The sequence below is a fragment of the Rhodoferax koreense genome, from assembly GCF_001955695.1.
GTDB lineage: Bacteria > Pseudomonadota > Gammaproteobacteria > Burkholderiales > Burkholderiaceae_C > Rhodoferax_B > Rhodoferax_B koreensis.
The window spans coordinates 1028343-1049345 of record NZ_CP019236.1; the positions used below are offsets into that span (position 1 = coordinate 1028343).

Annotated in this window: 14 protein-coding genes; 5 read left to right on the forward strand and 9 right to left on the reverse strand. The window is 67.5% G+C overall.

Annotated features, from left to right (window positions below; all coding sequences use genetic code 11):
- Positions 1-55: 55 nt before the first annotated feature.
- From RD110_RS04885 to motA, 9 genes are all read right to left on the reverse strand, one after another.
- Positions 56-772 carry an RNA polymerase sigma factor FliA gene (locus RD110_RS04885; protein WP_076197242.1) on the reverse strand — a complete coding sequence of 239 codons (717 nt, stop codon included), beginning with the start codon at positions 770-772 and terminating at the stop codon, positions 56-58.
- The gene (locus tag RD110_RS04890) at positions 772-1623 is read right to left on the reverse strand and encodes a hypothetical protein (RefSeq protein ID WP_076197244.1); all 852 of its coding nucleotides are present in this window, start codon (positions 1621-1623) and stop codon (positions 772-774) included. Before RD110_RS04890 ends, RD110_RS04885 begins: the two co-directional genes overlap by 1 nt.
- Positions 1616-3112, reverse strand: a complete 1497-nt coding sequence (flhF, locus tag RD110_RS04895) for a flagellar biosynthesis GTPase FlhF (protein WP_076197246.1) — start codon at positions 3110-3112, stop codon at positions 1616-1618. The genes RD110_RS04890 and flhF overlap by 8 nt, the downstream gene beginning before the upstream one ends.
- Positions 3109-5190, reverse strand: coding sequence for a flagellar biosynthesis protein FlhA (gene flhA, locus RD110_RS04900; RefSeq protein WP_076197248.1), 2082 nt, complete (start codon positions 5188-5190; stop codon positions 3109-3111). Before flhA ends, flhF begins: the two co-directional genes overlap by 4 nt.
- Complete coding sequence (locus tag RD110_RS04905) at positions 5187-6344, reverse strand: EscU/YscU/HrcU family type III secretion system export apparatus switch protein (protein ID WP_076197250.1); 1158 nt, start codon at positions 6342-6344, stop codon at positions 5187-5189. The genes flhA and RD110_RS04905 overlap by 4 nt, the downstream gene beginning before the upstream one ends.
- Before the next feature lie 90 nt (positions 6345-6434).
- Complete coding sequence (locus RD110_RS04910; RefSeq protein WP_076197252.1) at positions 6435-7058, reverse strand: protein phosphatase CheZ; 624 nt, start codon at positions 7056-7058, stop codon at positions 6435-6437.
- Complete coding sequence (gene cheY / locus RD110_RS04915) at positions 7055-7450, reverse strand: chemotaxis response regulator CheY (RefSeq protein WP_076197254.1); 396 nt, start codon at positions 7448-7450, stop codon at positions 7055-7057. The genes RD110_RS04910 and cheY overlap by 4 nt, the downstream gene beginning before the upstream one ends.
- 61 nt (positions 7451-7511) lie before the next feature.
- Complete coding sequence (gene motB, locus RD110_RS04920) at positions 7512-8465, reverse strand: flagellar motor protein MotB (protein WP_076197256.1); 954 nt, start codon at positions 8463-8465, stop codon at positions 7512-7514.
- Positions 8466-8485: 20 nt separating this feature from the next.
- Entirely contained in the window at positions 8486-9346 is an 861-nt protein-coding gene (gene motA / locus RD110_RS04925; RefSeq protein ID WP_076197258.1) for a flagellar motor stator protein MotA, read from the reverse strand.
- 358 nt (positions 9347-9704) lie between these two features.
- On the opposite strand from motA, the gene RD110_RS28310 reads away from it, so the two are divergent.
- From RD110_RS28310 to RD110_RS05000, 5 genes are read left to right on the forward strand one after another with little or no spacing between them, the layout of a single operon-like run.
- Positions 9705-17387 carry a tetratricopeptide repeat protein gene (locus tag RD110_RS28310; protein WP_204250025.1) on the forward strand — a complete coding sequence of 2561 codons (7683 nt, stop codon included), beginning with the start codon at positions 9705-9707 and terminating at the stop codon, positions 17385-17387.
- Positions 17384-18154: a glucose-1-phosphate cytidylyltransferase gene (rfbF, locus tag RD110_RS04985; RefSeq protein WP_076197260.1), complete on the forward strand. Its 771-nt coding sequence runs from the start codon at positions 17384-17386 to the stop codon at positions 18152-18154. Before RD110_RS28310 ends, rfbF begins: the two co-directional genes overlap by 4 nt.
- Positions 18154-19218, forward strand: coding sequence for a CDP-glucose 4,6-dehydratase (rfbG, locus tag RD110_RS04990; RefSeq protein WP_076197261.1), 1065 nt, complete (start codon positions 18154-18156; stop codon positions 19216-19218). Before rfbF ends, rfbG begins: the two co-directional genes overlap by 1 nt.
- Positions 19215-19775 carry a dTDP-4-dehydrorhamnose 3,5-epimerase family protein gene (locus RD110_RS04995; RefSeq protein ID WP_076197263.1) on the forward strand — a complete coding sequence of 187 codons (561 nt, stop codon included), beginning with the start codon at positions 19215-19217 and terminating at the stop codon, positions 19773-19775. Before rfbG ends, RD110_RS04995 begins: the two co-directional genes overlap by 4 nt.
- Positions 19772-21001 (forward strand): class I SAM-dependent methyltransferase, encoded by a 1230-nt coding sequence (locus RD110_RS05000; RefSeq protein ID WP_076197265.1) that lies wholly within the window; start codon positions 19772-19774, stop codon positions 20999-21001. Before RD110_RS04995 ends, RD110_RS05000 begins: the two co-directional genes overlap by 4 nt.
- Positions 21002-21003 lie beyond the last annotated feature (2 nt).

The following is a 21003-nucleotide window of genomic DNA, read 5'->3' on the forward strand; positions in this document are numbered from 1 at the left end:
CTCTTGCGGGGCCATTTTTCATGGGGTCGACACATGGGCGGCAAGCCGCGTGTTCTCAGTGGCTCCGCATCTTCGCCCGCAGCCGCGCGATCGACTGGCTGTGCAGCTGGCACACGCGCGACTCGGTCACGCCGAGCACAGCGGCGATTTCCTTGAGGTTCAGGTCGTTCTCGTAGTACATGCTCATGATGTGCTGCTCGCGCTCGGGCAGCGTCTTGATGGCGTCGACCAGGGCCTGGCGCAGTCGGTGGTCGCGCAGCATCTGCATCGGGTCGGCGCTGTCGTCGGCCACGTGGTGGTCGAGGAAGCCGGCCTCGTCGTCCGGGCCGCTGGACATGTCTTCCAGGTAGACGAGCTGGGTGCCGCGCACCTTGCCGAGCAGCTCCTGGTAGTCGGGCAGGGTCATCTCCAGCTCCACGGCGATTTCAGATTCGAGCGGGCTGCGACCGAGCTTCTGCTCGAGCTTGCGCACCGCGCGTTCGATGTCCTTCTGGCTCTTGCGCGAGCTGCGCGACATCCAGTCGCCCTCGCGGAGTTCATCGATCATCGCGCCGCGGATGCGCTGCGTGGCGAAGGTCTCGAACTGCACGCCCTGGCTCACCTCGTACCGCGTCAACGCCTCCGACAGGCCGATCATGCCGACCTGGATCAGGTCGTCGAGTTCGACGTTGGGCGGCAGCTTGGCGATCATGTGGTGCGCCAGGCGCCGCACCAGCGGCACATACTGGCGGATCATGTGTTCACGGTCCATCTGACCTTTGGCGGTGTACATCACTGGCTCCGGACGGGATGGACAACGGCGCCGGACCCGAAACCGGCAGGGGCGAAGCTGCTCGGCCAGCCGCCGCCAACCGTGGCGGCACTTTCCAGGAGGCGCAGCACCAGCCGAGGCGTGTCTTCGCAGGGGAGGTCCTGCTGAGGGAATGACCGGATGCTGAGCACTTCCGTGTCGCAGCCGAGGTAGGTGGCCGCACACTGCCGCAGCGAGCGCGCGGCCACCGTGGCGCGGTTTTCCGCGGCCTTGAGCGGGCCGGTCACCAGCGACACGAGGATCGGCAGGCGTTGCGCCCGTTGCAGCAGTTGCTTCAACGTCTGGTAGCCGCCGACGATGGAGTTTCTCGATGGCGCGATGGCCAGCAACGGACGTACGCCCGTGCCGGACAGCAGCGACATCAATGCGTCGGCGCGCGCATACAGCAGCACGATGTTGAAATCCTTGAACAGTGGTCCCAAATTTCCAAGATTTCCCAAGGGCGGAAGGCCCATGTCGTCCTCCATGTCTCGAGAGGCCAGCCGGGCCAGCCCCAGCCTGGATGGCACGATCTGCCAGTTGGCGTCCTCGTGCGGGTGGTCCAGCCAGTGTGCATGGTCCAGCAATTGTTGCAGACCCGGATTGTGCTCCGATTCTGCGGTCGTGCCATCCAGCACGGCCACGCTGTGGCCCAGCCCCTCGAGCGAGGTGCAGATCTGCCAGAGCAGGGGCTGCTCGGTGCGCGACTCGCCGCGGCTGACCATGGCGATCACGCGCGTGCCATGGCTTGGCGCCTGTGGCAGCCAGTGGCGCAGGCCTTCGCTCTGATCGAGCACCGCCGCGTCCGTCGCACGGGCCGCCGCGTCAAGCATGGGCACGTTCCTTGTATTCGATGGGCTCGGAGGGCGAGAAGAAGAAGCTCAGATCGGCCGCCTTCGGGTCGAACGCCGACTTCGAACTCGATCGCATCGAGGTGCCGATCAGCTTCTTGGGGTCGGCGGCCTCCCAGTCCTCGGGCACGCGCTGGCCGTTGCAGACGCCGCGCAGCACCAGCTGGTGGCGGATGATGGCGTCCAGCGACGGGCCGAGTTTCACGGCTTCGTCCACCTTGGACAGGATGGCCTGCTGCACGCCGCTGGTCTTGAACGAGGTCAGCACATCGTCCAGCGTGTCGCCGTGGCCGCCGGCGTTGAGCACCAGCATCCGGTTGACCTTGGGCAGGTCGAGCACATCGAGCATGTCGCGCTTGCGCGGGTCGCGCGGGGCGATGCCGGTGGTGTCGATCAGCACCATCTTCTTGTTGCCCAGCAGGCCCAGCAGGTCCTGCAGCGCGGCGCGGTCGTGCGCCAGATGCGCCACCACACCGAGCATGCGGCCATAGGCGCGCAGCTGCTCGTGGGCCGCGACGCGGTAGGTGTCGAGCGTGATCAGGCCGACGCTGTTGGCGCCGTGTACGCGTACGCAATGCGCGGCGAGCTTGGCCGCAGTGGTGGTCTTGCCCACGCCGGTGGCCCCCACCAGCGCGTAGATGCCGCCCTGGTCGAACAGCGACGGCGCGCGCACGTCGGTCTTGAGGTTGCGTTCGAGCACGTCCATGAGCCAACGCACGGCTTCGGCCGCACCGAGTTCCTCGGGCAGGCGTTCCAGCACGGCGCGGGCCAGGGCCGGCGAATAACCGGCGCGGATCAGCTTGAGCATCAGGTTCGACTGGATCGGGTCCTGCTTGGCCTGGCCCAGCCAGGCCATGGTGCTGAAGCGCTCCTCGATCATTTCCTTCATCGCCTGCAGTTCGTCGACGATGCCCTTGTTCGCGGCCTGCGCGGCGGCCGGTGCCGACGGAGCGGCGCGGGGGCGGGCGGCGGGCGCGGCGAACGGCGCGGCATGGCTGGCACGAGGGGCCGGCACGGGGGCGGGCGCCGGGGCGGGCCGGGCTTCGAACAGCGGTGCGCCGCTCTGGGTCTCGTCCATCTGGCCGTTGGTGGCCTCGTGGCGGCGGCGCAGCATGCGTTCGCGTACATAGTCCTGGAACGACAGCGTGCTCATCGCGAGCTGGGTCGTGTCTTCTTCGACCGGATCGGCTTCGACCGGCACGGCCTTGGCCACAGGGCGGGCCGGCGTGCGGATTTCCGCGCGGGGCAGGGCCGGTGGCTGTGGCCGGGCCTGCGGCTTCGGCTGCGCCGAGGCCAGCATCGCCTCGTGCGAGGTGTCGAGCGCGGACAGGCTGTCCTCCGCGGTGGCCACCACCTCGACGCCGGTCGGCGTGGGGCGGTTCGACAGGATCAGCGTGCCTTCGCCGAATGCCATCCGGGCCTTGGCCAGGGCTTCGCGGGACGTGGCGGCGTGGAAGCGTTTGATGTTCATGTGAGTGCACCTCGGAGGATGGGGCCAATGCGGATGGTGTGGGTTTCAGGAATTTCGCTGTGCGCCAGCACCTGCAGGCGCGGCGCCACGCGCTTGACCAGGCGGGCGATGGCGTTGCGGATCGAGTCGGGCACCAGCAGGCAGGCCGGCACGCCGAGTTCTTCCTGCTTGAGCGCGACGTCGGCGGCGCTCTTGGTCAGCATCTCGGCCACGCCAGGATCCAGCGCCGGCCCAGTGTTGTTGCCCAGGGCCTGCACCAGCATGCGTTCCAGGCCGGGTTCGATGGCGATCACATTGAGCTCGCGCACGGCGCCGTAGATCTGCTGCACGATGGCCGGCGCCAGGGCGATGCGCACGCGGCGGGCGAGCTCCACCGGGTCGGTGGTGCTGCCGGCATGCTCGGCCAGCGACTCGACGATGGTGCGGATGTCGCGGATGTGCACCGACTCTTCCAGCAGCAGCTGCAGGACTTTCTGGAAGGTGGCAATCGAGACCATCTTGGGGACCACTTCTTCGATCAATTTGGGGGCCTGTCTGCTCACGTGTTCGACGAGTTGCTGGGTCTCGGTGCGGCTCAAGAGCCGGGCCGCCTGGACTTGCATCAAGTGTGACAAATGCGTGGCCATCACGGTTTCCGAATCAACCACGGTAAAACCCGCCATTTGCGCCGGTTCCTTCTGGCGCTCGTCGATCCAGTGCGCGGGCAGGCCGAAGGCCGGGTCGGTGGTGGCCGTGCCGATCAGCGGCGTGGTGATGCCGCCGGGGTTGATCGCCAGGTACATGCCGGGGAAGGCCTCGCCGTCGCCCACCACCACCCCGCGCAGCGTGATGCGGTAGGCGCTGGGCTTGAGTTCGAGGTTGTCGCGCACATGCACGGCCGGCGGCAGGAAGCCGACCTCCTGCGCGAACTTGCGTCGCACGCCCTTGATGCGGGTGAGCAGGTCACCCTGGCGGTTCTTGTCGACCAGGGAGATGAGCCGGTAGCCGAGCTCCAGGCCGAGCAGGTCGACCGGCTGCAGGTCGTCCCAGGTGGCTTCGCCGTCGGAGGGCGGCGGCGGCGCGATGGCCGTCATGTCCGGCGGTGGTGGACGCCGTGCGATCACCCAGGCACCGTAGCCCAGCACGGCGGCCATGCTCAGGAACACCACGTGCGGCATGTTCGGCACCAGGCCGAGCATGGCCAGGATGCCGGCGGTGATGCCCAGCACGCGTGGCGAGGTGAACAGCTGCTGCACGATCTGCTTGCCGATGTCGTCGTCCTTGCCCACGCGCGAGACCACCATGGCCGAGGCGATGGAGATCAGGAGGCCCGGGATCTGCGCCACCAGCGCATCGCCGACGGCCAGCAGGATGTAGGTGTCGGCGGCCTTGCCGGCCGTCAGGTCGTGCTGCAGCACGCCGACGGTGAAGCCGCCGACGATGTTGATGATCAGGATCAGGATGCCGGCGATCGCGTCACCGCGCACGAACTTGCTGGCGCCGTCCATGGAGCCGAAGAAGTCGGCTTCCTCGGCCACCTCGGCGCGCCGGCGCTTGGCCTCTTTCTCGTCGATCAGGCCGGCGTTGAGGTCGGCATCCACCGCCATCTGCTTGCCGGGCATGGCGTCCAGCGTGAAGCGCGCCGAGACCTCGGCGATGCGCTCCGAACCCTTGGTCACCACCACGAAGTTGATCACCACCAGGATCGCGAACACGATCAGCCCGACCGCGAAATTGCCGCCGATCAGGAAGTGGCCGAAGGCCTCGATCACCGCGCCGGCCGCGCCCGGGCCGGTATGGCCTTCGAGCAGCACCACCCGCGTGGAGGCCACGTTCAGCGAAAGCCGCATCAACGTGGTCAGCAGTAGCACCGAGGGGAAGGCCGCGAAGTCCAGGGGCCGGGTCATGTAGGCCGCCACCATCATCACCATCAGCGCCACCGCGATGTTGACGGTGAAGAAGGTGTCGAGCAGCCAGGCCGGCATCGGCAGCACCATCATCGCCAGGATGGCGACGACCAGGATCGGCGCCGACACGCCGGTCATCAGGGCCGCGTTGGTGGTGACCCAGCGCTGGAAGGATTTCATCTGCGGATTCATGGCGCATCCTCGGCGAGTACGGTCTTGCTCAGCGGATCGAGTTCAGGCGGGACGAAGGGCTGCGGGAACACGTCGGGCATCGGCCCTTCGCCGCGCATCGCCGCTTTCAGGCGGTAAACGTAGGCCAGCACCTGCGCCACCGCGGTGTAGAGCGACGAGGGAATTTCCTTGTCGAGCTCGGCATGGGCGTACAGCGCCCGCGCCAGTCTCGGCGACTCGAACACCGGCACCTTGTGGTGGCCGGCAATCTCGCGGATCTTCATGGCCAGCAGATCCGCGCCCTTGGAGATGACCTGCGGCGCGGCCATGGTTTTCTCGTCGTACCGGATCGCCACGGCGAAGTGGGTCGGGTTCATCAGCACGAAGTCGGCCTTGGGCACGTTGGCCACGCTGCTGCGCTGGGCGATCTCGCGGGCGCGGGCGCGCATCTTGCCCTTCATCTGCGGGTTGCCGTCGGACTCCTTGTGTTCCTGCTTCACCTCCTGGTGCGACATCTTGAGCCGCGACTTCATCAGGAAGGCCTGCAGCGGCACGTCGATCATGGCCACGGCAAACACCACTAGCAGCAGCAGCGACATGCCCGAGGTGATCCAGCTCACCAGGTGGCGCAGCGCGGCCGTGGAGGGCTGCATCACCAGCGAGGCCACCGACTGCAGGCTGCCGGCCATGAAGCTCCATGCTACGGCGATCAGCACCGTGGTGATGACGATCAGCTTGGCCACCTCGGTGACCTGCTGCTTGGAGAACAGCCGGCCCACGCCGGAGAAGGGGTTGAGCCGGCTCGGGTCCGGCATGATGGGCTTGAGGCTGGCGATCCAGCCGCCGGCGGCCACCGCGCTGCCGATGGCGGCGGCCAGCACGATGGCGGCGAACACCGAGGCCGCGACCAGGCCGATGGCCACCATGTCCTGCAGGCGGTCGAGCATGCTGCCGTTGGTGGCCAGTGTCGAGAGGTTGAAGGAGAGTTGCTGGCTCAGGGCGAGCTTGAGGCGCTCGAACAACGTGGGGCCGAGCACCAGCAGCGTGAACATGCCGGTTCCCAGCACGGCCAGGTGCGAAAGATCCCTGGAGCGTGACGCCTGGCCGTCCTTGCGCGCTTGCTGCAGCTTGCGCTCGGTGGCCGGGAGGTTCTTGTCTTGGCTGGAGGAGTCCATGGCAATGGGGAATTGAGGTTCCCCATTGTCTGCAGCGACCCGCTTTTCTAAAGCCCGATAAGACCGCCCATGGCTAGGCTAATTTGCCGTCTAAAAGCCCAGGCTGGCGAGCAGGTCGTCCACCTGGGATTGGTCGGTAACCACGTCGCCGGCCGTGCTGGCATCGACCACTGGACCGGCCAGTTTGGGCTTTTCGACCACGGGCGGTGCCGTGGGCGCGGTCTGGATCAGCAACTGCACCAGTTGTTCCTCGATCGTGGCGGCCAGGTTGACCACGCGCGCGATCACCTGGCCGGTGAGGTCGTGGAAATCCTGGGCCATCATGATCTCGGTGAGGTGAATGTCGATGTCCCTGGTGACCTGCTCCACGTCGGCCACGAAGTTGTAGACCTGGCCCGTGGCGACCGCAGCCACCGGGTCCTTCACGATCAGCGCGGCCAGGCGGCGGGTTTCCGCGGCGATATAGTCGTGCTGGGTCTTGGCCAGTTCCACCCGGCTCAGCACCTTTTCCGCCGCCTCGCCCGTCAGCCGTGCGATGTACGAGAGGCGGCTTTGCGCGTCCGGCAGTTCGCTCACGCTGCCCTTGAGCTTGTCCGCATAACCGAGCTGATTCAGCGTGTCGTGCAGCTGGCGCGTCAACAGCCCGATTTTCTGGTGAACGTCGGGCGCCGTGGCGTCCGCCTCCAGGGCGGATGGCGGTGGGTTGGCCGTCATACCGGCAGCATTCCCAGCTTCTTCAGGATGTGCGCCACCTTTTCCTCGAGCGTGGCCTTGGTGAACGGCTTCACGATGTAGCCGGCAGCGCCGCCCTGGGCCGCGGCGACGATGTCTTCCTTGCGTGCCTCGGCCGTCACCATCAGCACGGGCAGGTGCTTGAGCTTTTCGTCAGCCTTGATCTGCGTGAGCAGTTCGAAGCCGTTCATGTTGGGCATGTTGATGTCACTCACGACGAAGTCGAAGCGGCCGTTGCGCAGCTTGTTCAGCGCCACGACGCCGTCCTCGGCTTCCTCGGCATCGGTGTACCCGCTTTCCTTGAGCAGGTTGCGCACGATGCGCCGCATCGTTGAGAAATCGTCAACGATCAGAAAACGCAGGTCGTTTGCCACGTGTGACCCTTTCGAAAAGAGGTTGCTGTAGGAAGGCGCATCGGGGTGTTTCTCGAGATTCTCATGATTTTGGTTCGGGGGCTGCCGTGGCGGGCCTGGTTTCGCTCTCGGCGGGAGGTCCCGTGGAAGCCGGTATTGTGGCATTGCTGCCGATCAGCCGCGCTTCGGCCTCTCGGGTCATCACCGTGATGCTGATGCGCCGGTTCACCGGGGCCAGGGGGTTCTGCGTGTCCATCAGGCTGCTGGAGGCCAGGCCCACGACGCGCGCGAGCTTGTCGTCGGGCATGCCCGAGGCCACCAGTTCGCGGCGGGAAGCGTTGGCGCGGTCGGCCGAGAGTTCCCAGTTGCTGTAGCCGCGCTCGCCGTTGCCGTAGGGTGTGCGGTCGGTGTGGCCGGCCAGGCTCACGCGGTTTTCCACGCCATTGAGCGCCATGCCGATCTCGCGCAGGATGTCGCGCATGTAGGGCTTGACCAGCGCGCTGCCGCTGTCGAACATTGGACGGTTCTGGTCGTCGACGATCTGAATCTGCAGCCCGTCGGGCGTGGTCTCCATGCGGATCTGCGAGCGATATTCGTTGAGCTTGGGGTTGTTGGTGATCAGCGCGTCGATCTTCGCGCGCAGCGTGGCGATGCGTTTGGCGTCCTGCTTGGCGAGTTCGGCCTTGGCGGCCTCCTCGGTCATCTTCTTTTTGAGCGGGTCGTCGCCCTGGCCGCGGTTGGCCTGGCCGGTCTTCTTGGTGAGGTCGGTGCCGCCGCCCGACAGGATGCTGTTGCTCGCCCCCGCGCCGCTGCCCCCCTGCATCGCCACCTTGAGCGGCGCGCTGAAGTAGTCGGACAGGCCCTTCTTGTCGCCCTCGGAGGTCGAGCCGAGCAGCCACATCAGCAGGAAAAACGCCATCATGGCGGTCACGAAGTCGGCGTAGGCGATCTTCCACGCGCCGCCATGCACGGCGTGGCCGCCTTTCTTGATCTTCTTGACGATGATCGGCTGGAGTTTCTTGCCTTCGCCTGCCATTTCAGTTTCCTAGCGGAAAGTCACTTCTTTCCACGGACATGGCCCTCGAGTTCTGCAAAGCTCGGGCGCTCTGTCGAGAACAGCACTTTGCGGCCAAATTCGATGGCTGTCGATGGGTTGTAGCCCTGCATGCTGGCCAACAGCGTGGTCTTGATGCACTGGAATTCCTTGGCGGCATCCTCGTTCTTCTGTTCGAGCAGGCCGCCCAAGGGCTCGACCACACCGTAGGCCAGCAGAATCCCGAGGAAGGTACCCACCAGGGCGGACGCGATCATGCCGCCGAGGACCGAGGGGGGCTGCCCCACCGAGCCCATGGTGTTGACCACGCCCAGCACGGCGGCCACGATGCCGAAGGCCGGCAGCGCACCCGCCAGGCGCGCGATGGCCGCGATCGGCGCGTGGGCCTCGGCGTGGTGGGTGTCGATCTCGCTGTCCATCAGCGACTCGATTTCATGCGCGTTCAGGTTGCCCGAAACCATCATGCGCAGGTAGTCGGTCATGAATTCGACCACGTGGTGGTCGTGGCCCACGGTGGGGTACTTCTTGAAGATCTCGGAGTCGTGCGGCGTCTCCACGTCCTTCTCGATCGCCATGAGCCCTTCCTTGCGCGCCTTCTGCAGGATGTCGTAGAGCAGCGCCATCAACTCCATGTACCGCGCCTTGGTGTACTTGGAGCCCTTGAGCGCCTGCGGCAGCAGCTTGATGGTGGCTTTCAGCACCTTGGGCTGGTTGTTCACCGCGAAGGCACCGAGTGCGCCGCCGAAGATGGTGATCAACTCGAAAGGCAGGGCGTGCAGGATCACACTGATGTTGCCACCGTGAAAGATGTACACACCAAAGATGCAACCCATGGAGACGGCATAGCCGATGAGGACGATCATGAGAAGGTGTCAGGGGTATGCCTGTTGCAGGTTGGCGGGTTCCGGCGCATGTTAAGGGCTTGTGTATAAATGTATCGGATGTGGCGGGGCTTAGGTTAAATCCAAAACACCGGTCGGGGCGGGGTGGAGTCGCCAAAAAGCGCAAGGCAACGCCCAAACCGTCGTTAAAAGCGAACATCGACCACGCCATGCGCCGGTCGGAACATTTCCGGTTCGGTTCAAGGATAGTCAGAACCACCGCGCCTGAATATGCGAACTGCGGCGCCAAACCGCGCCAATTCGGCGCTTGCCGGCGCGGGGAGCGCCTTATCCTTGCGGCGAGCCGGTTTCAGCCTCCTGCTGATGCCGGCGCGCCGCCATGAACGAAATGCTTGATGCCAGCCGCCTGAACGATCCCGATGCGTCCGACCCGGACGCGCTGTTGGCGCGCGCCATCGCCTGCCACCAGGACTGGGATTTCGACGGCGCGGAGGCCCTGTACCGCAGCCTGCTGCGGCTGCAGCCGGACCATCCCGATGCCAACCACAACCTCGGCGTGCTGTTCGCCATCCAGCGCGCCGAGCCGGCCACCGCGCTGCCCTTCTTCGAGGCCGCGCTGAATGCCGACAGTGCGAGCGCACAGCACTGGTTCAGCTACATCGATGCGCTGATCCGCGCCGGCCAGCACGGCCTGGCCGCGCAACTTTTGCCGCTGGCGCAAGCCCATGGCCTGCAGCCGTCGATGGCGAACGCGCTGGCCGACCGCCTGGGCGTGCCGGACAATCCGGCACCGGCCGCCATCGTTACGCCCGCACCCGCACCCGCACCCGCGGCCGCGGCCGTGGCCGTGGCCCCGCAGGCGCTGGCCGACGCCGACAAGCATGCCCTGGTGGCACTGTTTCGCGCAGGCGACCACCAGCGCGGCGAGGCGCTGGCGCGTGAACTGATCGCGCGGCATCCCCAGGACGGCTTCCTCTGGAAGGCGCTGGGCACCATGCTGCAGCCACAGGGCCGCAAGGAAGAGGCGCTGGCCGCGAAGATCCGTGCCGCCGAATTGCTGCCGTGTGACGTGGAAGCCCTGTGCAACCTCGGCCGTTCCTACTTCGAGCTCGAACGTCCGGCCGAAGCCGTCACGGCGCTGCGCGCGGCTATCGCCCTGAAGCCTGACCATGCGGAGGCGCACAACAACCTCGGCCTGGCGCTCAATGCCCAGGGCCAGGTGAGCGAGGCGCACCGCTGCTTCGAACGCGCGGTGGCCCACAAGCCCGATTTCGCCGAAGCCTGGAACAACCTGAGCGGCATCTATACCGCGCAGGGCCTGATCGACGAGGCGGTGCGGGCCTTGCGCCGGGCGGTCGCGACCAAGCCCGATTACCGCATCGCCTACGACAACCTGCTGTTCGTGCTGAACTACCACCCGTCCAAGAGTGCGGAGGACATCTACGAAGCCTATGCCGCCTACGAACGGCAGTTCGGCGCGCCGCTGCGCGCGGCCTGGCCGGTGCACGCCAACCCGCGCGGCGAAGGCCGCCGCCTGCGCGTCGGCTATGTGTCGCCGGATTTTCGCCACCACGCCTGCACCTTCTTCATGGAGCCGCTGCTGGGCGGGCATGACAAGGCGAACTTCGAAGTGTTCGCCTACGCCGAGCTGCGCGGCGACGAGGACGCCGCCACCGCGCGCTACAAGGCCTATGCCGACCACTGGGTGCCGACGCGCGAGCTCGGCGACGAGGCGCTGGCCGAACGCATCCGCGCCGACGGCATCGACATCCTGGTCGACCTGGCCGGCCACACCAGGGGCAACCGCCTGGGCACCTTCGCCCGAAAGCCCGCGCCGGTGTCGCTGTCGTGGATGGGTTTCGGCTGCACCACCGGCCTGAAGGCCATCGACTACTACCTGACGGACGAGGCCAGCGCACCGGCCGGCAGCGAACACCTGTTTTCCGAAGCCCCCTGGCGCCTTCCCGACACCCCTTACGCCGTCTATCGGCCGGGCCCGGGCATGGGCGAAGTCAATGCCTTGCCGGCGCTGTCCCGCGGCTACATCACCATCGGCACGCTCACGCGCGGCGTGCGCATCAACGAGCGCACCGTGCGCGTCTGGGCGCAGATCCTGCGGCGCATCGACGGCGTCCGGCTGGTGATTGACAGCAAATCCTTCGAAGACACCGCCGTGCAGTCGGCGCTGGCCGAGCGCTTCCTGGCCCATGGCGTGGCGCCCGAACAGCTGCAGATCGGCTGCCACAGCCCGCCGTGGGACGTGCTGCGCGGCATCGACATCGGGCTGGACTGCTTCCCGCACAACTCCGGTACCACGCTGTTCGAAACGCTCTACATGGGCATCCCCTTCGTCACGCTGGCCGACCGGCCGAGCGTGGGCCGCATCGGCAGCGCCATCCTGCAGGGGTTGGGCCGTCCGGAATGGATCGCGCGCAGCGAAGCCGAATACGTCGACAAGGTGGTCGAGCTCGCGCAGGACCTGCCCCGCCTGGCGCTGCTGCGCCAGATGCTGCGCCCGCTGATGCAGGCCAGCCCGCTGATGGACGAGGCGAACTTCGTGGAGCGCGTCGAGCAGGCCTACCGCGAGATGTTCGCGCTGTGGGCCGACGCCCATCCCCAGCCTGCCGCAGGGCCGGAAACACCCCCCGCCGACATGAGCCTGGCCGCGCTGCAGGCCGAGCTGGCCTACAACCAGGCCAACCAGCTGCACGACCAGGGCCGCCTGGACGAGGCCGAAGCAATCTACCGCCAGGCGTTGGCCCTGCAGCCGGCCTACGCCCAGGCCCATTGCAACCTCGGTCTGGTGCTGCAGGACCGGGGCCGCATGGCCGAGGCCGAGGCCGCCTACCGTGCCGCGCTCGCGGCCCGGCCCGATTACGCGCTGGCGCTGCACAACCTGGGCAACGTGCTGCAGCACAGCGGCGAACTGGTGGAAGCCGTGGCCTGCTACCGGCGGGCGCTCGCGCTCGGCCTGGATTCCGCGCACCTGTTCGACAACCTGCTGTTCCTGCTGAACTACCACCCCGACCAGAGCGCCGAGGAAATCTACGAGGCCTACCGAGAATATGAACGCCGCTTCGGCCTGCCGCACCGCGCCGCCTGGGCGCCGCATGGCAACCCGCGCCAGACCGCGCGCGTGCTCAGGGTGGGTTACGTGTCGCCCGACTTCTGCAACCACGCCGTGGGCCGCTTCCTGGAGCCGCTGCTGGCCGCGCACGACAAGGCCGTGGTCGAGGTGTTCGCCTATGCTGACCTCCAGCAGGAAGACGCGGCCACCGCACGCTACAAGACCTATGTCGACCACTGGGTGCCGACGCATGGCCTGAACGACGACGCGCTGGCCGAACGCATCCGTGCCGACGGCATCGACATCCTGGTCGACCTGGCAGGCCACACCAAGGGCGACCGGCTCGGCGTGTTCGCCCGCAAGCCGGCGCCGGTGTCGTTGTCGTGGATGGGCTACGGCTACACCACCGGCCTGACGGCCATCGACTACTACCTGACCGACGAGGCCAGCGTGCCCGTGGGGGCCGAGCATGTGTTCTCGGAAAAGCCCTGGCGCCTGCCCAACCTGCCGTACGCCGTGTACCGGCCGTCGCCCGACATGGGCGAGGTGGGCACGCCGCCGGTGCTGCAGCGCGGCTTCGTCACGCTCGGCACCCTGTCGCGCAGCATCCGCATCAACGCGCACACGCTGCGGGTGTGGGCGCAGATCATGCACCGCCTGCCCGATGCGCGGCTGGTCGTCGACAGCCGCAACTTCGCCGATCCCGCCACCTGCCGCGACCTCGCCGCCCGGTTCGAAGCGCTCGGCGTCGGCGCCGAGCGGCTGCAGATCGGTTTCCACACGCCGCCGTGGGACGTGCTGCGCGGCATCGACATCGGGCTGGACTGCTTTCCGCACAATTCCGGCACGACGCTCTTCGAAACACTCTACATGGGTGTGCCGGTCGTCACCCTGGCCGGCCGGCCCAGCGTGGGCCGCATCGGTAGCGCGATCCTGCACGGCCTCGGCCGGCCCGAGTGGATTGCCGCGACCGAGGCCGAATACATCGACAAGGTCGTGGCGCTGGCGCAGGACCCGACCCGCCTGGCCCTGCTGCGCATGATGCTGCGCCCGCAGATGCAGGTCAGCGCGCTGATGGACGAAGCGGCTTTCGCGCGCGGCGTCGAGTCCGCGTACCGCGAGATGTTCGCGCTGTGGGCCGCGAGCACGCCGGAAAAGACCATGGCGAAACCCGTCGTGCCCACGCGCCCCGGCATTCACTGGCCTTCCGCATCGAAGTCCGCCGCGCGGAAAACGGCCGTGGCGCCGCCGGCCGCCGCCGCCGTCCCGAGCCAGCAGGAGGCCGACGCCGTGGTGCAGCTGTTCCAGCAGCGCCGCTACCAGGAAGGCGAAGCTCTGGCCCGCACGTTGATCGCGCGCTACCCGGCCAGCGGCTTCGCCTGGAAGGCGCTCGGTGTCATGCTCCAGCCGCAGGGCCGCACCGAGGAGGTGCTGGCCGCCAAGCGCCGCGCCGCCGAGTTGATGCCGGACGACGCCGAGGCGCATTGCAATCTCGGCCATGTGCTGCAGGACCAGGGCCGCCTCGCCGAGGCCGAGGCCGCGCTGCATCGCGCGCTGAAGCTCAAGCCGGACTACATGGAGGCGCACAACAACCTGGGCATCACCTACCAGAAGCAGGGCCGGCTCGACGCATCGCTCGACCACTTCCACCGCGCGCTGGCCATCGACCCCGCGCAGGAAGACATCTACAGCAACCTGCTGTTCACTGCCAACTACCACCCCGACCGCAGCGCCGAAGACATCTTCACGCTCTACCGCGAATACGACCGCCGCTACGGCCTGCCGCTGCGCGGGCTGTGGACGCCGCACGCCAATCCGCGCCAGGCCGGCCGCGTGCTGAAGGTGGGCTACGTGTCGCCCGACTTTCGCAACCACGCCTGCTGCCGCTTCCTCGAGCCGCTGCTGGCCGCGCACCACCATGGCGTGGTCGAGACCTATGCCTATGCCGAACTGGCGCGCGAAGACGAGGCCACGGCGAGGTACAGGACTTATGTGGATCACTGGGTGCCCACGCGCGGGATGAGCGACGCCGCGCTGGCCGAACGCATCCGCGCCGACGGCATCGACATCCTGGTCGATGTGGCCGGCCACACCGTGGGCAACCGCCTGGGCGTGTTCGCGCGCAAGCCCGCGCCGGTGTCGCTGTCGTGGCTCGGCTTCGGCTACACCACCGGCCTCGCCGCCATCGACTACTACCTGACCGACGAGGCCAGCGCTCCCGCCGGCTGCGAAGCGCTGTTCGCCGAGCAGCCCTGGCGGCTGCCGGCCGGCTGGGCCTTCCGGCCGGCCGAAGGCATGGGCGAGCCAGGCCCGCTGCCAGCGCTGCGCAAGGGGCATCTCACGCTGGGCACGCTGACACGCAGCGTGCGCATCAACCACCACACCATCCGGGTGTGGTCGCAGATCCTGCAGCGCCTGCCCGGTGCGCACCTGGTGGTCGACAGCAGCAGTTTCGTCGATCCGGCCGCGCAGGCGGCGCTGGCCGCGCGCTTCGCCGAACACGGGATCGACGCCGAGCGCCTGCACATCGGCTACCACAGCCCGCCGTGGGACGTGCTGCGCGGCATCGACATCGGGCTGGACTGCTTTCCGCACAATTCGGGCACCACGCTGTTCGAGTCGCTGTACATGGGCGTGCCGTATGTGACGCTGGCCGGCCGCGCCAGCGTGGGCCGGCTCGGCAGCTCGATCCTGCAGGCTGCCGGCCATGCCGAGTGGATCGCCGCCACCGAAGCCGATTACATCGAGAAGGTCGTCGCGCTGGCGCACGACCTGCCCGCGCTCGCCGCCGTACGCCAGGGCCTGCGCGGCCAGATGCAGGCCAGCATCCTGATGGACGAAGACGGCTTTGCGCACCAGGTCGAAAACGCCTACGGGCAGATGTTCGACGCCTGGCGCCAGCGCAACCCCGACGCGCTTGAAGCCCTGGTGCAACAGGCCCATGCCTTCTACAACCAGGGCAATGCGCAGCACGACCAGGGCCTGCTGGCTGAAGCCGAGGCCAGCTTCCGCCAGGCGCTGGCGCTGCTGCCCGAATTCGCGGAGGCCCACAGCAACCTGGCGCTTGTGCTGCAGCAGCAGGGCCGGCTGGTCGAGGCCGAGCCCGCGTTCCGCCAGGCCATGGCGCTCAAGCCCGAGTCGGCCAATGCCCATTACAACCTCGGTACGAATCTCAAGGCGCAAGGCCAGTTGAAGGAGGCCGAAGACCGTTTCCGCACGGCACTCGAGCTGCGTCCAGACTTCATGCCGGCCATGCTGAACCTGGACCGCGTGCTGCAGGACCAGGGCCGCTGGATCGATGCCGAGGTCTACTGGCGCGACGCCCTGCGGGCCAAGCCCGATTTCCTGACCGGCTACGTGAGCCTGAGCCAGGTGTTGCGCCGCCAGCAACGCGCGGGCGAAGCGCTGGCCTGCCTGCGCCGCGCGCTGGAGATCGCGCCTGACAGCGTGGCGCTGAACTTCCAGGTGGGATCGGTGCTGAAGGACCTGGGCCGCTTCGACGAGGCTGAACAAAGCTGCCGCCGCGCGATCGATATCGATCCGACCTCGGCCGTCGGCTGGAACAACCTGGCCGAAGTCTTCAACGCCACGCAGCGCCTGGTCGAGGCCGAGCAGGGCTTCCGCAAGGCCATCGCGCTGGAGCCGGAACTCGCCCCGGCCCACGGCAACCTGGGCATCGTGCTGCAGAACCAGGGCCGGCTGCACGAGGCCGAAGACAGCATGCGCCGCGCGCTGGCGCTGAACCCAGCCGATGCGACCGCGCACGGCAACCTGCTGTTCGTGCTGAACTACCACCCGGATAAGACCGGCGATGAGGTCTTCGCCGAGTACCGCGCCTATGACGAGAATTTCTGCGTACAGCACCGTGCCGAGTGGCGGTCGCACGCCAATACGAAGGACCCGGCACGCGTGCTCCGGGTCGGCTACGTGTCGCCCGATTTCCGCAGCCATTCCTGCGCCAACTTCCTCGAACCGCTGCTGTCGCGGCACGACAAGCGCCAGGTGCGCATCTACGCCTATGCCGAGCTGCTGCGCGAGGACGCGGCCACGGCGCGCTACAAGTCGTATGTGGACCACTGGGTGCCCACCCGCGGCATGAGCGACGCCGCGCTGGCCGAACGCATCCGCGCCGACGGCATCGACATCCTGGTCGACCTGGCCGGCCACACCGGCGGCAACCGCCTGGGCGTGTTTGCGCGCAAGCCGGCACCGGTGTCCCTGAGTTGGATGGGCTACGGCTGCACCACCGGCCTCTCGGCGATCGACTATTTCCTCACCGACGAAGCCAGCGCGCCGCACGGCAGCGAGCGTTTTTTTGCCGAGCGGCCGTGGCGCCTGCCTGTCGGCTGGGCCTACCGGCCGGCCGGGGCCGCGCAGATGGGCGAGGTCAGCGCCTTGCCAGCGTTGCGCAACGGCTTCGTCACCTTCGGCACGCTCACGCGTGCCGTGCGGGTGAACCACCGCACCGTGCGCGTCTGGGCCGAGTTGCTCAAGCGGGTGGCCGATTCGCGCCTGGTGATCGACAGCCGCAGCTACCAGGACGCCGAGACGCAGGAAGAACTCGCCCAGCGCTTCGTGGCGCAGGGTATCGCCCGCGAACGCCTGCTGATCGGCTGCCACAGCCCGCCGTGGGACGTGCTGCGCGGCATCGACATCGGGCTGGATTGTTTCCCGCACAATTCCGGCACCACCTTGTTCGAGACCTTGTACATGGGCATTCCCTACGTGACGCTGGCCGATCGACCGAGCGTCGGCTGCCTCGGCAGTTCCATCCTGCAAGGCATCGGCCATCCGGAATGGATCGCGCAGACCGAGGAGGACTACATCGCCCGCGCCGCGGCCCTGGCCGGCGACACCGCGCGGCTGGCGCAGATCCGCGCCGGCCTGCGGCCCGCGATGCAGGCCAGCGCACTGATGGACGAGGCCGCCTTCACCCGGAACGTGGAAGACGCGTACCGGCAGATGTTCAACCAATGGTGTGGAGACAACCCATGAAAGCCGTGATCCTCGCCGGGGGCCTGGGCACCCGCATTTCCGAAGAGACGCATCTCAAACCCAAGCCGATGATCGAGATCGGCGGCAAGCCCATCCTCTGGCACATCCTCAAGATGTATTCGGCGCATGGCGTGAACGACTTCGTCATCTGCTGCGGCTACAAGGGCTACATCATCAAGGAGTACTTCGCCAACTACTTCCTGCACATGTCCGACGTCACCTTCGACATGGCCCACAACAAGATGGAAGTGCACCACAAGCACGCCGAGCCCTGGCGCGTGACCCTGGTGGACACCGGCGACGACACCATGACCGGCGGCCGCCTGCGCCGCGTGGCCGACTACGTGCAGGGCGAAGAGGCGTTCTGCTTCACCTACGGCGACGGCGTCTCCGACGTGGACATCGGCCGCGCCATCGCCTTCCATCGGCAACACGGCAAACTTGCCACAGTAACGGCCGTGCAGCCGCCCGGGCGTTACGGCGCGCTGCAGTTGCAGGGCGAGGTGGTGCAGGGTTTCACCGAGAAGCCGCGCGGCGACGGCGGTCTGATCAACGGCGGCTTCTTCGTGTTGTCGCCGGCCTGCCTCGAACGCATCGCCGGGGATGCCACCAGCTGGGAGTCGGAGCCTCTGTCCGGCCTGGCTGCCGATGGCCAATTGATGGCGTATGAACACACCGGCTTCTGGCAGCCGATGGACACGCTGCGCGAGAAGAACATGCTCGAAGAACTCTGGTTGTCCGGCAAGGCACCTTGGAAAGTCTGGTGATGGTTTTGCCTGACCAAGACTTCTGGCGCGGCAAACGCGTGCTGCTCACGGGCCATACCGGCTTCAAGGGCAGCTGGCTCGCGTTATGGCTGCATCGGCTGGGTGCGCAGGTCGTGGGCCTGTCGCTGCCCCCAGCCACCGCACCGAACCTGTTCGATCTGGCGCAGGTGGGCAATTCGATCGACCACGGCGTCTGCGACATCCGCGACGCCGCCGCGCTGAAGAAACAAGTCGAGGAGGCCCGGCCCGAGGTGGTGCTGCACCTTGCGGCCCAGGCCCTGGTGCGCGCGGGTTACCGCGAACCGGTCGACACTTTCGCCACGAACGTGATGGGCACGGCGCACCTGCTCGACGCGCTGCGCGGCTTGGACAGCGTGCGTTCGGTGGTGGTGGTGACCACCGACAAGGTCTACCGCAACAACGAGTGGACCTACCCGTACCGCGAGGACGACGCGCTCGGCGGCCACGACCCCTACAGCGCCAGCAAGGCCGCGGCGGAACTGGTCGTGGCGAGCTACCGCGCGTCTTTCCTGCAAGCGCAGGGCGTGGCCGTGGCGACGGCGCGCGCCGGCAACGTGATCGGCGGCGGCGATTGGGCCGAGGACCGGCTGGTCCCCGACGCGGTGCGCGCCTGGTTGGCCGGCCGGCCGTTGGAAATCCGCCGGCCCGAGGCGATCCGCCCCTGGCAGCACGTGCTCGAGCCGCTGGCCGCCTACCTGGTGCTGGCCGAAAGGCTGTGGCGCGCGCCGGAACTGGCCGGGGCCTACAACTTCGGCCCGGCCACGCACGAGGCGGCGACGGTGCGCACCGTGGTGCAGCAGGCGCAAACGGTTTTTCCGCAGGGCGAGGTCCTCTGGGGCGACGGCAGCCAAGGCCCGCACGAGGCCGGCTGGCTTGCGCTCGAAGTGGCCAAGGCCCGCACCGCGCTCGGCGTGGCGCCGCGCTGGAGCCTGACCACCTCGGTGCAGCGCACGCTGGATTGGTACCGTCGGCAGGGGGGCGGCGCGGATGCGCGTAGCCTGTGCCTGGCCGACATCGAAGCGTTTGAAAGTGCGGTGTCATGACCCGGTTCACCATCTCCGACACGCCGCGCATCGGTCTGAAGCTGATCGAACGCCATCCGCTCGGCGATGCGCGCGGCTTCCTTTCGCGCCTGTTCTGCGCCGAGGAGCTGTCCGCCGCCGGCTGGCGTGTGCCGATCGCCCAGATCAACCACACCTTCACGGCCGCCCGCGGCACGGTGCGTGGCCTGCATTACCAGTTGCCGCCGCATGCCGAGATGAAACTGGTGAGCTGCCTACGCGGCGCGGTGTGGGACGTCGCAGTGGACCTGCGCGCCGGCTCGCCCACCTACCTGCAATGGCACGCGGAAATCCTCTCGGCCGAGAACCACCGGGCCTTGCTGATTCCCGAAGGTTTCGCTCACGGCTTCCAGACGCAGAGCGACGATGTCGAAATGCTCTACTGCCATTCGAGTTTCTACGCCCCCGCGGCCGAGGCCGGGCTGAACCCGCAGGACCCGCGCGTGGCCGTGGCCTGGCCGCTGGCCGTGCAAGGCCTTTCGCCGCGCGACGCCGGCCATCCGATGATCGATGCCCAATTTGAAGGAGTACGGCTGTGAAGTGCCGCCATTGCAACACCGAGTTGACCCTGCCGTTCCTCGACCTGGGCAGCGCCCCGCCGAGCAACGCCTACCTGAGCGCCACCACGCTGAACGCGCCGGAAGCCTGGTACCCGTTGCGTGTGCTGGCCTGCAGCCATTGCTGGCTGGTGCAGACCGAGGACCACGCGGGCCGCGAGGCCCTGTTCACCGAGGACTACGCTTACTTCAGCTCGTTCTCGAGTTCCTGGCTCGCCCACGCCAAGGCCTATGTGGGCGACATGGTGCAGCGCTTCAAGCTGGGCGCGCAAAGCCATGTGGTCGAAGTGGCCGCCAACGACGGCTACCTGCTGCAATACGTCCAGCAGGCCGGCATTCCCTGCCTGGGTGTGGAGCCGACCGCCAGCACCGCCGCCGCCGCGCGCGAAAAGGGCTTGGCCATCGACGAGCGCTTCTTCGGCGTGGCGCTTGGCCGGGAACTCGCAGCGGCCGGCCAGAGCGCCGACCTCACCGCCGCCAACAACGTGCTGGCGCATGTGCCCGACATCAACGACTTCGTCGGCGGCTTCACCGCATTGCTCAAGCCGCAGGGTGTGGCCACCTTCGAGTTTCCGCACCTGATGCGCATGGTGCAGTCCTGCCAGTTCGACACGGCCTACCACGAGCACTACTCCTACCTGTCGCTCACCGCGGTGCAGCGTATCTTCGAGGCGAATGGGCTGAAAGTGTTCGACGTGCAGGAGCTTTCCACCCACGGCGGCAGCCTGCGCGTCTTCGCCCAGCGTGCCGACACGGGCGGTCAGGCCGTCACCCCGGCCGTGCAGCAGGTGCTGGCGGCGGAAGTCGCCGCCGGCATGTTGACGACGAATTTTTACAGCCAATTCGACCTGCAGCCCAAGCGGATCGCGCGTGAGCTGCTCTCTTTTTTGATAAAAATGGCCGAAGAAGATGGTCGTGTCGCCGCCTACGGGGCCGCGGCCAAGGGCAACACGCTGTGCAACTTCGCCGGCGTGCGCCCGCACCTGCTGCCGTACGTGGTCGACAGGAACCCGGCCAAGCAGGGCAAGTTCATGCCGGGCAGCCGCATTCCCATCGTCGACGAGGCCCATCTGCGCGCGCACCGGCCCAGCCACGTGCTGATCCTGCCTTGGAACCTGAAGGACGAGGTCATGGCGCAGCTGGACTACATCCGCGAATGGGGCGGCCGTTTCGTCACTGCCGTGCCCCGGCTGGAGATCCTGCCTTGAAG

What these genes read in the sequence shown, in the direction of transcription:
- flhF (WP_076197246.1), bottom strand. Translation starts at nt 3,112, where the DNA reads ATGAACATCAAACGCTTCCACGCCGCCACGTCCCGCGAAGCCCTGGCC.
- RD110_RS04885 (WP_076197242.1), bottom strand. Translation starts at nt 772, where the DNA reads ATGTACACCGCCAAAGGTCAGATGGACCGTGAACACATGATCCGCCAG.
- RD110_RS04890 (WP_076197244.1), bottom strand. Translation starts at nt 1,623, where the DNA reads ATGCTTGACGCGGCGGCCCGTGCGACGGACGCGGCGGTGCTCGATCAG.
- motA (WP_076197258.1), bottom strand. Translation starts at nt 9,346, where the DNA reads ATGATCGTCCTCATCGGCTATGCCGTCTCCATGGGTTGCATCTTTGGT.
- rfbF (WP_076197260.1), top strand. Translation starts at nt 17,384, where the DNA reads ATGAAAGCCGTGATCCTCGCCGGGGGCCTGGGCACCCGCATTTCCGAA.
- RD110_RS04905 (WP_076197250.1), bottom strand. Translation starts at nt 6,344, where the DNA reads ATGGACTCCTCCAGCCAAGACAAGAACCTCCCGGCCACCGAGCGCAAG.
- rfbG (WP_076197261.1), top strand. Translation starts at nt 18,154, where the DNA reads ATGGTTTTGCCTGACCAAGACTTCTGGCGCGGCAAACGCGTGCTGCTC.
- RD110_RS04995 (WP_076197263.1), top strand. Translation starts at nt 19,215, where the DNA reads ATGACCCGGTTCACCATCTCCGACACGCCGCGCATCGGTCTGAAGCTG.
- RD110_RS28310 (WP_204250025.1), top strand. Translation starts at nt 9,705, where the DNA reads ATGAACGAAATGCTTGATGCCAGCCGCCTGAACGATCCCGATGCGTCC.
- RD110_RS04910 (WP_076197252.1), bottom strand. Translation starts at nt 7,058, where the DNA reads ATGACGGCCAACCCACCGCCATCCGCCCTGGAGGCGGACGCCACGGCG.
- flhA (WP_076197248.1), bottom strand. Translation starts at nt 5,190, where the DNA reads ATGAATCCGCAGATGAAATCCTTCCAGCGCTGGGTCACCACCAACGCG.
- motB (WP_076197256.1), bottom strand. Translation starts at nt 8,465, where the DNA reads ATGGCAGGCGAAGGCAAGAAACTCCAGCCGATCATCGTCAAGAAGATC.